Raw genomic sequence first — 14319 nt, 5'->3', positions numbered from 1 at the left:
CGATCACGGCTGCGGGCAGCTCTGGTTCGTGGCGAAATCCCAGCAGGCGCCGCTCACCCCGGCCGCGCCGTCGCTTCCCGGGGAGCCACCGAGGCCGGCGGGACCGCCGTTGCCAGCCGTGCCTCCCGTGAACGGCACCTCGGCGGCCGCGGGGCTCGGCGTGACCTGGTAGGCGATGCCCACCGCGTGACCGCCTCGGCCGCCGCCGCCAGGGCCGCCATCGCCGCCGGCGCCGCCCTTGCCACCCATGCAACCCGCGAGCGAGCCGGCGCCGGAGACGCGACTCCCCCCCTTGCCCCCCATGCCGCCCTCGCCGCCGGGGCTTCCACCTCCGCCCTCACCTCCATGGCCCGCCTTGCCGACGGCGATGGTCACATCGGTCAGCGCCAGCTTGGTCCCCAGGCTGAGGATCCCGATGCTCGACCCGCCGGCCTTGCCACCGCCGCCTCCCGTTCCACCGCAGCCGCCGGCCCCGCCGCCGCCGCCGCTGGCGCCCGCGCCGTCGATGTAGCTACCCCCGCTGGACATGCAGAAACGTCCTGCTTTCGCGCCGCCGCCTCCACCTCCGCCTTGACCGCGCGTCCCGCCGACGCCTGCGCCGCCGTCCCCTCCGGTGATGCTGGCCAGCGTCAGCGTGGTGCCGTTGCCCGCTGTGCCAGCGCCGCCAGAGGCGCCCCTCGCGCCGCTCGCGCCGTCCCTGCACTCCACCGTCTCTCCCGTCTCTCCCATCTGCCCGTGTCCGATGCCGCCGACGCCGGATGCGGGCGGGGAGGCCGCACCAGGCGTGCCGTCGCTGCCGGTCTGCCCGCGCCCTTCATCTACAGCGGGCTGTCCACCCAGGCCGCCGGCGCCGCCGCTCGTCTCGCCATCCGCGCACGTCGTTACGCCGGGCTGGCCGCTGTAGACCGCCACGAGGCACGCGCTCGAGACGTCCTCCAGCGCGTCCGCGCCATCCTGCACGACCGCCGGCGTCTCGCCGCTCGCGCCGTTCACCCCGTTCCCTGCGATCACGTCGACCTGCTCGAGCTGCGCGTCGATGTCCGCGACCGCCACGCCGATCGACGACCCGCCCGGAGCCGTCGCGCTGGCCGCGCTGATGGTGAAGCTCCGCACCCGTGTCCCGGCCGCGTCCTCCGTCAGCGTGAGCGCCACCTTGTTCGCGGGCCCATCGATGGCGCTCCGCGCAGCCGGGCTCCACGTCCAGCCCGCGCTGCAGTCGAAGCCGCCGATCACCTCGACGGCCTCCTGGACCGTGACGCTCTCCTCGAATACTCCGCTCGAGCACGCCAGCACCCGCTTGCCGTTCGCTTTCGCGAGCGCCTCCGAGAGCGACGCGTACGGGTTGGCCTTCGTCCCATCTCCTCCGGACGCCGCCCCCGCGCTCGCGAACACCGCGCACCGGTCCACCACCGTGCTCGCATCCTGGGTCGGGTCCGGCTCGCACGTGGGGCCAGGGCCTTCGCCGCCGCCCGTCGTTTCGGGGGGGCAGTACCTCGAGTCTTCCTTGCAATCCTCGGCGTAGGACAGCGGCCAGCACCCGGCGAGGTGCAGCGCCACGACAGCCGACGCGGCGGGGAACAGCCACAGCGAGAACGGGACGCCGATCCGCCGCCGCGCGGCGCGCCGCGCGGGCGCGCCGGCCTGATGCTGCGCTCCACCGGACGGCGCAGGGGATGCGTTGCTCACCGCGTTGCTGCTCGTTCGTTCCGTCGCTCTCATCGTCCCAAGCCTTTCCTGTGACGCTTCGCTCTGCCTGCAGATCCTCGCAGAAGACGCACCCGCGTCCTGGCCGCGCCGACCCAGGAGCATACCCAGTCGGCGGATCGCCTGCTCAACGGCGATCCGTCGGCCGAGTGCTCCAGGGGGACGCCGCATGCGGCGATCCCGTCGTCTCGCGGCTCAGGCGCTCGCGCTCCGGCGCGCGCTTCAGGGGGCGACGAGCGCCACGTCTCCTTTCGTGGTCTGTCCGCCGACGCGCCACCAGTTCGCGATGAGCAGCCGCCCGTCCGCCTCCACGATGCGCGAGAAGGCGCCCGCGAACCCCTCCTGCTCGATCTCCTGGATGAGCCAGCTGTGGCCGTCGCCGCTCTTCGTCCCGATCGCGAGCCGCAGGGTACCGCTCGTCGCGTCCTGGTAGCTGATGCGCACCTCCCCGGCTGCCGTCACGAACACGTTCGCGTCGTCGCCGATGAGGTGCTGCCCGTCCTCGAAGGGGACGCCCTCGATCCCGAGCCCGTCGTCCGCCACCTCGGAGGGCTCGACCTCCGTGCCTCCCTTCACCCGCGCGTACCGCAGCCCCTCCGAGCGGCCGTCCGCGTAGGCGAGGTGCCAGTCGCCGGCGCGATCGATGAACAGCGACGTCCCCATGCCCACGTCGCCCGTGTCCGTCCCGTCAGGCGCCGCGCCGTCCACGATGCGGGTCTCCCACGCGCCCATCGACCTCGACGCGATCACCACGTCGCCGTGGATGCGATCGTAGAACGCCAGCCCGAACCCGCCCGCATTGTCGGGCGCCAGCGCGATGTAGTCGCCGATCGCCTCGGGGTACGTCTCGAGCCGGTTGCCGTCGGAGGTCGCGGCGCACGCCGGCGAGCCGCCGTCGTCGATGCACGCCTGTCCGGAGGCGCACCCCGGCTCGCAGTCGCCGGCCGCGAGCGGCGTCGCGCAGCGTCCCGTGCTCCGGAGGCACTTCGCCCCGGCGCCGCAGAGGAACGCGCGGCACGGCGTCGCCTCGTCCTTCGCCACGTCCTCGAACCGCCACGCGCCCTCCCCGGGCGTGGCGCTCTCGCCGGTCGCGATCCGGACGCTCGACGTGACCGCGCCGCCCTCGCCCGGCTCCATCGCGAGGTAGGCGATGACGGGCAACTCCTTCACGAAGAGCAGCTTCGCGTAACGGCCGATGTCGCTGCTCGGCGCTTGCTGCACGAAGCTCACCGCCCACGTGTCGCCCTGCCGCTGCGCGAACTTGAGCGCGCGGTTCGTGCGGTCGTAGTAGGCCACCGCCGGCTGGCCGTCCGGCCCGACCGCGATCGACGTCCAGAGGCCGACGTCGTCGCCGGGGTCGGTCTGGCCCCCGCGGAACCCGCTCACGTCGAACCGGGCCGGGTCGACCGGGGGCTCCGCGGGCACCCCGTCGATCGCCTCCCACGCGACCGCCTCGCCGTCCCACGTGCCGACCACGAGGTCACCCCACGCGAACGCGTTCCGCCAGTCGGCCTCCGCGTAGCCGGCGACCCAGACCGTGCGCTTGTCGGCGGCGACCGCGACCGAGGTGTACGCGCCGATGAGCCCGTGCTCCAGCGTCATGCAGTCGGGCGCGACGCACCCAGGCTCCACCTGCTCCGGCTCCTCGCTGCACGAGCATCCGGCGTGCGAGCCGAGGAGCGCCGTGACGGCGACCCCCGCCAGCGCGCCCTTCACGCCGCGCGCGCCTCGCCGCGCAGGGGGCCGAGGCGACGAGCCCCGGTCGCCGCGCCGCGCGAGCCGCAAGACCGCCGCCGCGACGGCGAGGCCGAGCCAGCGGACGCCCGACGGCGTCTCGCCGGCGCCGCCGGCCACGACGCAGCCGCAGCCCGCCGACGGGTCGACGGGGACCCGGCCGCGGAGGATCGCCTGCCGCGCGGTGCCGAGGTTCCCCTCCTCGTCCACGGCCTCGACCTCGATATCGACGGCGTCACCGACGTCCACCGATGTCGTCTCCGCCGCCGTCGACCACGGGGACCACGCGCCGTCGTCGAGCCGCACGCGCACCTTCGCGCGCGCGGCGTCCGAGACCCGATCGCGCACCTCGAGCGGCGCCCGGCCGTCCACCGCGGCGCCGACGGAGATGACTGGCGGATCGACGTCGACCACCATCTCGACGGTCGCCGGCGTGGGATCCAGCGACAGGGGAGCGCCCGCGATCCGCGATCGCACCGAGATCACGTGACGCCCCGGGAGCCGCAGCCAGTCGTCGCGCAGCTCGACGATGCGCTCGCGCGTGAACGGGCGCCACACGCCGCTGTCGATGCGGTACGAGTACTCGACGGCCCGCGTGCCGTCGTCGAGCGGCGAGCTCATGACGAGCCGCGCCGTCGGCCCGTTGTCGCGGGTCATCGTGGGCAGGCGGAGCCCCTCGGCGCGCACCTCCTTGCGGCTCAGCTCGGCCTGCGTGTCGCTCCTCGCCGAGCGCTGCTGCGCCGTCGTTCCGAGCGCCGCGAAGATGCCGAGGTAGTTGTCCTGCCCCTTCGTGAGCTTCCGCAGGCCGGGGGAGCCCGCGCCCTCGGCCGACTCCGGGATCACCAGCGAGAGCCCGAGCGCCGAGAGCGGCCCGTCGAGATCGATCGCCGGGATGCCGCCGCCGATCAGCTGCCCGAGCTGACCGCCGAGGAGGCCGCCCAGCGCGTCCGCGATGGACTTGGGGTTCTCCCGGAGCAGTCCATTGTTCGTCACCTCGCCGTTCTCGACCCTGAGCGCCTCGATCACCGGCGTGAGCCCCTCGGGGGTGACCGAGAGGTTCATGGGCACATCCACGTCGAACGTCGCCGTCATGAACCGGATGAACCTGTCGAGCGACCAGACGTAGAAATCGAAGCTCGCCCGGTCCAGCTGGATGCGGATCAGCGGGTCGTCGCTTCCGTTCGTGCCATTGCCAAAGGTGAGCCGAGGCGGCGTCTGCGGACGGATGACGATCGCGACCTGCTGCGACTCGCGCTGCAGCGCGAGATCCTTTGCGGAGGGGGCCAGCAGCCCCAGCGTGCCAGAGTTGAGGAGAGGCACCGTCTCCGTGGAGATACCGAGACAGAGCAGGCCGCTGTTGTAGAGACCGTTCATGGCATAATTCGCGAAGCGCTCGGAGAACGCGAGACCGACGTGGGGGCCGGCAAGGTCCGCTGGCCAGTCGGAGACGGTGTTGGCGACGAGCTCATCGGGAATCGGGATGCCCGCCGGGAGCGCCATGTTCGACAGCGGCACACATTTCGAAGTCGGCACCGGCTCGGCGCCGCCGTAGAGGCCCAGGGTGAGCCCGTTGCCGACCGGGTTGAGGTCGCCCCACGCGAGATCGGAGCCGTCGTCCCGCTCGCTCGTGCCGCCGCCGGCGAGCAGGAGGTCGAACCCGCCCTGCGTACCCGGGGAGATGCTCGCGAGCAGCCGGCCGAGATCGATGTGGCCCTCGACGCCGAGCAGGATCGAGGCGCACTCGTCGTTCGCGTGCGTGCCGTAGCGGCAGACGCCGCCGATGTCGTTCGTGCCGTCGGGGCAGGCTGGGTCCTGCGTCGGCTCCGCCTTCAGACAGAGCTGCTGGTCGAGCTGGGCCTTCAGCGTGTCAGCGAGCGAGCCGGTCAGGAGGGGGAGGACGATTGGGCTCAAGAAATCGAGGATGTCGCCGGCGACGGAATCGCCGCAGTCGAGCTGCAGCCTCGACTCGAGCTGATCCTCGTCGATGCCGAGCCGGACGATCTTGATGCGGGAGTAGCCCTGCCGCGAGTGCTGCGGATTCACGTCGATCTCGACCGAGAGCTCGACGTCGAGGTTGATGTTCGTGAAGGTCTGGTCGTCGGGCGGGCACGCGTCGTTGCCGTTGAGGGTGGCGATGACCGTGCTGTCCGTGACGAGGAAGTCGATCAGGATCGGGAGGTTCTGCAGGCGCACCGGCAGAGCCCCCCGGATTCGCAGGTTGTGCGGGGTCCGCGGTTCGAGATGAAGCGCCGCGCTCCCCACGTCGATCTCCGCTGCGCACCTCGGCGGGCTCGCGTTCGGGTCGGCTCCACCAGGACAGACGGTGTAGTCGACCAGCGCGGACCCGGAGGACCGGGGGATCGGGAAGGTGATGATTCCACCGTCCCCACCCCCGAGGAGCGCGCGCCCGAGGACACCCAGGTTCTGTTCGAGGAACTCGACGCCCGACTGCGTGAGCCGCGCCGCGCCGGCGTTCTCGATGCGGTCCGCGGGCTTGAAGCCGGCGGGGAGGGGGGTCATTCCACAGCCGGCGCACCCGCCTCCCGAAGCGGCACATCCGGCGATGACGAGGAGAACAAGGATGGCGGAGAAATGCTTGATGACGCGGGGCATAAGGAACCCTCCGGGGGAGCACGACCCGCAGCGCCGTGCCCGCTGGGCGCGGGCTTCAGGACGCCACGACAGATCGTACGCTCCCCGGAGAGCCGCCCGCAAGCGCTACTGGGGACAGAGACCGGTAATCTTGACGGCGCTCGCGGCATACTCGCCGCCGAGCGCATAGGCGTCGGCGCACTCGTCCGTCGCGGCCGAGTTCGTCGTGCTGCACCAGTCGCCCTTCAGCACGATCTCGCCGCTCTCGTCGCGCTTGCACGTATTGGGCGTCTCACCGGTGCCGTACTCTCCAATATCGCCCGAGAGCACGACACAGAGGCTCTGCTCGATCCCGGGGATGATCACCCGGTCGACCTCCTCCAGCGTGATGAACGCGGTGAGCTTGCCGCCGTTGATGAACGCAGGGGGATCGCCGTCCGGGCCTGGGAGGCAGGCCTCCATCGGGCTGAGCCCCTCGTGGTTGTACCGTCCGATGCAGTTGTTGTCCGCCGACACCTTCGCGTCGGTGAGCTGCACCTGGTGCATGGGCAGGACGATCGGCTCGGTGGCCGCGTCTCCCGCCCCCGTGTCCAGGAAGATCGGGACGTTCAGGATGTCGGACGCGCCGCTCCACGCGCCGTCGGTCAGGGGGGCGTCGAGCTCCTTCGGCGCGATCTCGAACTCGCCTGCAGACATGTTGGCGAAGCAGTAGCCCGCGAGCGGGTCGCTCGTGGGCATCGCGCCGCCGGTGCGCAGCTTGCCGGTCGCCGTGTCGAACTCGAGCAGCCAGGAAAAGGTCCCGGTGCCATTCAAGTTGCACACGGGCAGGTTCATCGTCAGGCCCTCGGCGACGAGGCGGGCGATATAGCCGACCGCGAGCACGTCGGGCTTCGTGATCGTCAGCTGCGCCATCCGCAGACCGAACTTCGTCGCGCCCTGATTGTCGTGGACGGCAATGCACTCGGAAGCGACAGCCGTGCAGACCGGGTTCGTCGGTGAACAGTCGCCTGGAGCCCCGCCGCCGGTCCCTCCCGCTGAGCTCGAGCTCGAACTCGAGCTCGTCTCGCCGGCGTCGTCGCCCCCGCACCCCGCTCCCGCCGCCGCGCCCATCAGCGCGGACACACCTAATACGCAAAAACCCTTCAAAAACCGCATCTCTTGCCTCCTCTGGTGTTGCAAGGTGCGGAGTATAGGCGGCGGCAATGCGATGACCACGCGGTCGAGGTGACGCCGCGCCGCGTCGCTATAGCCACATTCACGTCACACGCCGATGAGCCCGGCGCGCTTCGTCCGCGTCGCCGTGCGGCGTGACGCCTAGCGGCGCTCGTAGCGGTCGCCGAGCCGGGCGCCGACGGGGAGCGCGCGCAGCAGGCGAATCATGGTCCACACCGTGCCAGCCAGCTTGCGCAGCTTCGAGGTGCCGACGCGCTCGTTGTACTCGATGGGCATCTCCACCACGCGATAGCCGCACTTCGCGGGGAAGAGCAGCGTGTCGATGGGCAACGCGTCGCCCTCACCGTCGAAATCGAACGCGCGAATCACCGAGCAGCGGTAGGCGCGCATTCCGCTGTGGACGTCGGTTGTCGGGATACCGTGCATCGCGTGTGTCATGGCGGCAAAGGCGCGGTTGGCGACGTAGTTCGGGACCGGCATGGCCGCCGGCCTCGTGCGTGTGCGCGCGCAGTTCACCACGTCGGCGCCCTCCTCCTCGATGAGGCGCCTGAGGACGGGGATGTTCTCGGCCGGATAGGTGAAGTCGCAATCGAGGTAGATGAGCAGATCGCTCCGGGCGGCGGCGCTGTACATGAGGAGCTCCATGGCCGGCCCGTGGCCTCGGGGCGGCACCTGCCGGAGCACGCGCGCCCCGAGGCCGGCCGCGATCTCGGCGGTCCTGTCCCGCGTGGAGCTGTCGACGCAGAGGATCTCCGCGTCGGGCGCCGCCTTCCTGATCTCGCCGATCATGGCGCCGACGCTCTCCTCTTCATCCATGGTCAGCATGCCGACGGTGAGCCGCATCCGGCGCGGGCGCGGCGGCTTCCTGGCGACGATCACGTGCTGGAACGCGAGGAGCCCGGGCGCGCGGTCGGCGACCACGTCCTCCAGCGGGCGGACGAGCGCGTGATACGCCTTGTAGGGGAGCGAGCCGGCGAGATCGCCGGGGTCGTCTCCTGCGCCGAGGCCGCGGAGGATGAGCCCCTTGGCGGCCCGGACGAGCATCGGGTTCTGCTCGACGCGTAGCACCTCGAGCCCGGCGCGCTCGATGAGCCGGACCGCCGACGCGCGGGTGAAGAAGCGGAGGTGCGTGTCGTCCAGGATGCCGCTCGGCTCGTAGTCGAACCGGCCGGCGAGCAGGCCGAGGCGCACCGGCCAGGCCGCGACGTTGGGGAGCGAGACGATGACGTGGCCGTCCTCCTCGAGGTGGGGCAGGAAGCGGCAGAGCACGGCGAGCGGGTCGGCGGTGTGCTCGAGGACGTCGGCGAACAGGAGCAGGTCGAAGCGCCGGTCGCCGAGCGCCTCGCGCACGGCGGCGTCGCTCGTGATGTCGGCGGCGAGGACCTCGTCGAGCGCCGCGCCGGCGCGCGCGAGCGAGCCGGGCGCGATCTCGATCCCGGTCACGCGCGCGCCCGTGCGCTTGACGGCGGCGCCGTTGAGCCCGATCCCGCAGCCGACGTCGAGCACCGTCCGCGGCCGGCCGGCGGCGGAGACGAGGGCCCGGTTCACCTCTTCGACCGCGTACTTGCGCCCGGCGAAGGCCTCCGGCGCGGCGCGGGGCGGCGAGCGCCGACCCGGGGTGTCCCCGCTACCGAGAGGGCGCGGCCCGCAATCTTCGCGGCCTTCGCGGCCTTCCCTGTCTTCCCCGTCTCCTCGCGCGTGGCCGGGCTCGGCGTTCACGCGCGGCTACTTAGCACGCTTCTCCCAGGCGGCGTTGAATTCGCGGATCGTCTCCTCGGTCTTCGGGTTGTGGAGCATCTTCCGCAAGATGGCGGGAGGCACGGTCACGATGTGCGCGCCGGCGTCGAGCGCCTCGTTCACGTCCATGAGGTGGCGGATCGAGCCGACGATGATCTCGGCGCCCAGCCGCTCGCGATCGAGCCTCGCGCGCGTGCGCTCGATGACCGGGGTCGCGGCGTAGCCCATGTCGCGGATGCGCCCGCTGAAGATCGAGACGTACGCGCCGCCTGCGAGCGCCGCGAGGTAGGCCTGGTTGAAGCTCATCACGCACGTGACGTTGGTGCGCACGCCGCGCTTCGCGAGGGCGTGCGTCACCTTGAGGCCGACGTCGCTGAACGGCACCTTGACGCAGATCCGCTCGGGCGCCCACGCGTGATAGCCGCGGGCCTCGTCGAGCATCGCCGCCTCGTCCTCGCTCGTCAGCTCGACCGACACGGGCCCCGCCGACGTCGCGAGCACCTCGCGGATGCGCCGCTCGAGATCGACGCAACCCGCGTCGCGCGCGAGGATGAGCGGGTTCGTGGTCACGCCGGAGAGGACGCCCCAGGAGAAGAGCTCCTTGATCTCGGCCGGGTTCGAGCTGTCGAGGAAGAACATGGAGCGCTCCAGCGGGCTCGCTCGAGCCCCGGCGCGGTCTAGGCCAGTTCGATGCAATAGAGAAGGGGGATAGCGAAGGGGGATAGCGAAGGGGAATAGCGAAGGGGAGAAGGGGAGAAGAGAGAAGGGGAGAACGAGACACCGTCCACGCTGCGCGGCTCGCCGCGCCGCCCTGCAGTGACGTTCGCGGTGCGGCCGGTGTGAACGACGTTGCAAAGACGGAGAGTCCGCGCTTCAGTTCTGGTTGTCGGAGATGTCGCTCCGGCGGAACGTTTCTCCACGGCCATGCGTCGATGAGCAGCGGACGATCGTCGAGGGATCCGGTAGCGCACAGCCCGCTGCTCGCGGCTTGCTCGCCGGCGGGGCTCTACGTCGCCGCGCCCGACGGCCACCTCGTCGACTGCAACGAGGGGCTCGCCCGGCTGCTGGGCTATGGCTCGCGGGAGGAGGCGCTCGCGACGGGCGATCTCCACCTCGGCGGGGGCGCGGCGGGCGCGACGCCGCAGCCGGCCGGCGCGGTCGAGGGCTTCCTTACCCGCCGCGATGGATCCGCGGTCCGGGTGATGAGGACCGAGACCATCGCGGAGGCGCGCGGCGAGCGGCTCGTGGTCGGGGCCATCGTCGATCTCTCCTCCGCGCGCTGCACCGACGATCGCCGGCGCGAGCTCTCGGAAGGGCTCGGCCAGGCGCAGAAGATGGAAGCGGTGGGGCGGCTCGCGGGCGGGATCGCCCACGACTACAACAACCTGCTCGCGATCATCCTGAACTACACGAGCCTGGTGATAGAGGAGCTCGACGAGCAGAGCCCGGTGCAGAAGGATCTCGCCGAGATCAAGCGCGCCGCGCAGCGGGCCGCGTCGCTGACGCGGCAGCTGCTCACGGTGAGCCGGCGGGGGCTCGCGCAGCCGGTCGTGCTGGATCTGCGGGACGTCGTGCGCGGCATGGACGGCGCGCTCCGCGCCGCCGTCGGCGGCAGCATCGATCTCGCGATCGCGCTCGGTCCGTCGGCGTGCCGGGTGCTGGCGGACGCGGGGCAGCTCGAGCAGGTGGTGATGAACCTCGCGCTGAACGCGCGCGACGCGATGCAAGGCGGCGGCCGGCTGTCGATCGAGACGCGCGCGGTCCGCGTCGGCGCTGCGGGGAGCCTGCACGACGCGCACCCGGCGGTCCCGCCTGGCCGGTACGCGCGCCTCGTCGTGAGCGACACGGGCAGCGGGATGTGCGACGACGTGCGGACCCGCGCCTTCGAGCCGTTCTTCACGACGAAGCCGAGGGGGAAGGGGACCGGCCTCGGGCTCGCCACCGTGTACGGGATCGTCAAGCAGTGGCACGGCCACATCGAGCTCGCCTCCCAGCCTGGGCAGGGCACGCGCGTCGAGATCTACCTGCCGCTCTCCGCGCGCGCGGCGTCCTCGCGGCGAGCGCGCGCGGGACATCCGCGCCGCGCCGCGCCGCGCCCGGGCGAGGGCGGGACGGTGCTCGTCACCGACGACGAGGACGCGGTGGTCACGCTCGCGAGCCGGATCCTGGGGCAGAACGGCTACACGACGCTGACGGCGCGCGGGCCGCGCGAGGCGCTGCGCGTCTGCGAGGCGCAGCGCGGGCGCGTCGACCTGTTGCTCACCGACGTGCTGATGCCCGAGATGTCCGGCGGCGAGCTCGCCGCTCGCCTCGTGAAGCTCAGGCCGGACATGAAGGTGCTCTTCATGTCCGGCTACACGGGCGACGCGCTCGACGGCCCGTTCGCCGTCCGCCCGGGCGCCGCGGTGCTGGGGAAGCCCTTCACGGCCGAGTCGCTGCTCCGCGCCGTCCGCCGGGCGCTCGAGGGGGCCGCGTAGGCGGGACGCGCCGGCCTTGCTTACGGCGCCTCACCTCGCTTGATGCCGTACGCGCGGATCTTCTTGTGGAGGTTCGTGCGCTCGACGCCGAGCAGGACGGCCGCGCGCGAGATGTTCCAGTCGAGGCTGGCCAGCACCTCGACGATGTAGCGGCGCTCGGACCGATCGCGGAACTCGCGGAGCGTGAGGCGAGGGCGCTCCGGCTCGTGGCGGGCCGCGCCCGCGGGCGGCTCGGCCGCGCCGGGGGCGGGGGGCGCCGCCGCGCCGTCACCGGCGGCCCCCTGCGCGTCGTCCTCGAACGGGTTCTCGTGCGGATCCTCCGGGAGATCGGCGATCGTGACGACATCGCTCGAGAGGATCGCGGCGCGCTCGATCACGTTCTTGAGCTCGCGGACGTTGCCCGGCCAGCTCCGGCGCTCGAGCGCGGCGTAGACCACCGGATCGATGGCCTTCTGCTTGAGGCCGTTCTCGTTGCAGAACGCCGCCATGAACGCGTCGGCGAGCGCGCGCAGGTCCTCCATGCGGTCGCGCAGCGCCGGGCTCTTGATGGGGAACACGGCGAGGCGGAAGAAGAGGTCCTCGCGGAACCGCAGCGCGGCGACCTCGCGCGAGAGGTCCTTGTTCGTCGCGGCGAGCACGCGGACGTCGACGTACCGGCTGTGCTCGCTGCCGACGCGGCAGATTTCGCCCGACTGCAGCGCGCGCAGCACCTTGGCCTGGGCGGCGAGGTCCATGTCGCCGATCTCGTCGAGGAACAGCGTGCCGCCGTGGGCCTGCTCGAAGAAGCCCCGCTTCGGTCCGCTCGCCCCGGTGAACGCGCCGCGCTCGTGGCCGAACAGCTCGCTCTCGATGAGCTCGCGCGGGATCGCGGCGCAGTTGACCCGGACGAAGGGGCCCCGCGCCCGCGGCGACAGCCGGTGGATGGCGCGGCTGACGAGCTCCTTGCCCGTGCCGCTCTCGCCCGTGATGAGCACGCTCGCCTTCGTGGGCGCGACGCGGTCGATCTCCTTGAACAGCCGCTGCATCGCCGCGCTCTGGCCGATCATCTCGTAGCGCGCCTGCACCTGCGCCTTGAGGTCCTCGACCTCTCGAGCGAGCCGCGAGTTCTGCAGCGCGTTCTTCACGCCCACGAGGACGCGCTCGCGGTTCAGCGGCTTCTCGAAGAAGTCGCTGGCGCCGAGCTTGATCGCCTTCACCGCGTCGTTGACGGTCGCGTGGCCGCTGATCACGATCACCGGGAGCTCGCGGGTTGCGTCGTCCTGGCGCACGCGCTGGAGGAGGTCGAGGCCGTTCATGCCGGGCAGGAGCAGGTCGACGAGGGCGAGGTCGACGGGGCTGTCGCCGTGCGCGAGCAGCTCCAGCGCCGCCTCCGCGCTCGGCGCCTCCGCGACCTGGTAGCCCTCGCCCTGCAGCACCAGCGCGAGGGTGCGGCGGATGTTGCGCTCGTCGTCCACCACGAGCACGGTGGGCGCGGCGGCGCCTCCTGGCGGGGCGGTGGCCGCTGGGGCGAGCGGCGGAGAGGAAGCGGGCATGGGTCGACCATACCCCAGCTCAGCCGTGCGCTACGATGCGGGGAGCGAAGGAGCACAGGCCCGCCCCCGCGGCGGAAGCCCTGGCGCGCCGGCGCCGGATTGGGTACGAGGCCTGCTCGATGAGACCCTCCGCCGCTGTCCTCGCCCTCGCCGGGTGCCTCGCTGCCCTCGGCGGGCTCGCGGGCTGCGATTTCGAGCTCAACGACGGCCGCACCGCGACCCTCACGTACACCGAGGACGCGCGCGCCGCGTACAACGAGGCGATGGCCGCCTTCCAGGCCAAGGACTGGGAGGACGCTCGCGCCCTCTTCGGCGAGGTGAAGCGGCTCTTCCCGTACAGCCGCTACGCCCGGCTCGCCGATCTCAGGATCGCGGACCTCGATTTCGAGCAGGGAAAGTACCCGGAGGCGATCTCGGAGTACCGCGCGTTCATCCAGGAGCACCGGACGGACCGGAACGTCGAGTACGCGAAGTACCGGATGGCGAAGGCGCTCTACCTGGACATCGACGACACGGTGTTCCTGCCCCCGGCCGAGGAGCGCGATCAGGCGACCACGCTCGAGGCCTACAAGGAGATCCGGACGTTCCTCCGGCAGTACCCGCGCAGCCGGTACCGCGAGGACGCGGCCTACATGCTCGAGGTCGTGACCGGGCGGCTCGTGCGCCACGAGCTCTACGTCGCGCGCTACTACCTCAAGGAAGACGCGTTCGACGCGGCCCTCGGGCGGATCGACTACGCGCTGCGGACCTTCCCTGGCTCCGGGCTCGATCCGGAGGCGCTCGTCCTCAAGGGCGAGACGCTCCTCAAGATGAAGAAGCCCGACGAGGCGCGCGCCGTGTTCGAGTCGGTCATCCGGGACTGGGGCGGCCCGTTCGCCGTGACCGCGCGCCGGTTCCTCGACGAGATGGGCGGGCCGCGCGGCACGCCTGCCAAGAAGGCGGCGTCGGGCCGCGCCCCCGCGGGGCCGCGGCTGTGACGCAGGCCGTCGGACGGCCGTCCTCCGGCGCTCGCTACGTGCTGGAGCAGGCCGACGCCGGAGATGCGCCAGGGGAGTTCGTGTACCGGGGCCTCGTGCGGCTCCCGGACGCGGACGTCCCGGTCGAGGTGCGGGTCGCCGAGGCGACCGGCGCGGCCACGGCGACGGTGGACGCCGCGGCCGTCCCGCACGGCGGACCGCACCCCGAGGAGCTCTCCAGGACGGCGGCGGCCCTCGTCCGGAGCGCGACCAAGTCAGCGGACGCCCATGCGCGGCGGCCGCCGCGGAAGATCGTTCGCTGGCGCGGCTAGGCGAAGGCGGCGGGGGGCACGCGCTGCGGTCCGGGCGCCTGGCGCCTCGGGCGATCGGCGCGCCCAGGGCCGTCGTCTCCCG

9 protein-coding genes are annotated in these 14319 nt (G+C 72.1%); 3 read left to right on the top strand and 6 right to left on the bottom strand.

Annotation, left to right across the window (positions count from 1 at the left end):
• Positions 1-3: 3 nt before the first annotated feature.
• From WME97_RS19880 to WME97_RS19860, 5 genes are all read right to left on the bottom strand, one after another.
• Complete coding sequence (locus WME97_RS19880; protein WP_437553924.1) at positions 4-1686, bottom strand: hypothetical protein; 1683 nt, start codon at positions 1684-1686, stop codon at positions 4-6.
• Between the two features lie 240 nt (positions 1687-1926).
• The gene (locus WME97_RS19875; RefSeq protein ID WP_437553922.1) at positions 1927-5958 is read right to left on the bottom strand and encodes a hypothetical protein; all 4032 of its coding nucleotides are present in this window, start codon (positions 5956-5958) and stop codon (positions 1927-1929) included.
• A gap of 198 nt (positions 5959-6156) precedes the next feature.
• The gene (locus WME97_RS19870) at positions 6157-6942 is read right to left on the bottom strand and encodes a hypothetical protein (protein ID WP_437553921.1); all 786 of its coding nucleotides are present in this window, start codon (positions 6940-6942) and stop codon (positions 6157-6159) included.
• 402 nt (positions 6943-7344) lie between these two features.
• The gene (locus WME97_RS19865) at positions 7345-8922 is read right to left on the bottom strand and encodes a methyltransferase domain-containing protein (RefSeq protein WP_437553919.1); all 1578 of its coding nucleotides are present in this window, start codon (positions 8920-8922) and stop codon (positions 7345-7347) included.
• Positions 8923-8928: 6 nt separating this feature from the next.
• Positions 8929-9579 (bottom strand): transaldolase family protein, encoded by a 651-nt coding sequence (locus WME97_RS19860; protein ID WP_437553917.1) that lies wholly within the window; start codon positions 9577-9579, stop codon positions 8929-8931.
• Positions 9580-9872: 293 nt separating this feature from the next.
• On the opposite strand from WME97_RS19860, the gene WME97_RS19855 reads away from it, so the two are divergent.
• On the top strand, positions 9873-11417 hold the full coding sequence (locus tag WME97_RS19855; RefSeq protein ID WP_437553916.1) for an ATP-binding protein: 1545 nt from the start codon (positions 9873-9875) through the stop codon (positions 11415-11417).
• Between the two features lie 20 nt (positions 11418-11437).
• Here WME97_RS19855 and WME97_RS19850 read toward each other — a convergent pair whose 3' ends face one another.
• Positions 11438-12949: a sigma-54-dependent transcriptional regulator gene (locus tag WME97_RS19850; RefSeq protein WP_437553914.1), complete on the bottom strand. Its 1512-nt coding sequence runs from the start codon at positions 12947-12949 to the stop codon at positions 11438-11440.
• Between the two features lie 119 nt (positions 12950-13068).
• On the opposite strand from WME97_RS19850, the gene WME97_RS19845 reads away from it, so the two are divergent.
• Together WME97_RS19845 and WME97_RS19840 are read left to right on the top strand one after the other, a co-directional pair.
• Positions 13069-13926, top strand: a complete 858-nt coding sequence (locus WME97_RS19845; RefSeq protein WP_437553912.1) for an outer membrane protein assembly factor BamD — start codon at positions 13069-13071, stop codon at positions 13924-13926.
• A complete protein-coding gene (locus tag WME97_RS19840) occupies positions 13923-14237 on the top strand; it encodes a hypothetical protein (protein ID WP_044965207.1) in 315 nt (104 codons plus the stop codon). Before WME97_RS19845 ends, WME97_RS19840 begins: the two co-directional genes overlap by 4 nt.
• Positions 14238-14319 lie beyond the last annotated feature (82 nt).

The organism is Sorangium sp. So ce367, from assembly GCF_051520455.1.
Taxonomy (GTDB): Bacteria; Myxococcota_A; Polyangia; order Polyangiales; family Polyangiaceae; genus Sorangium; species Sorangium cellulosum_B.
The sequence above is the reverse complement of the archived record's forward strand: the minus strand, read 5'-3'. Positions and strand labels throughout refer to the sequence as shown.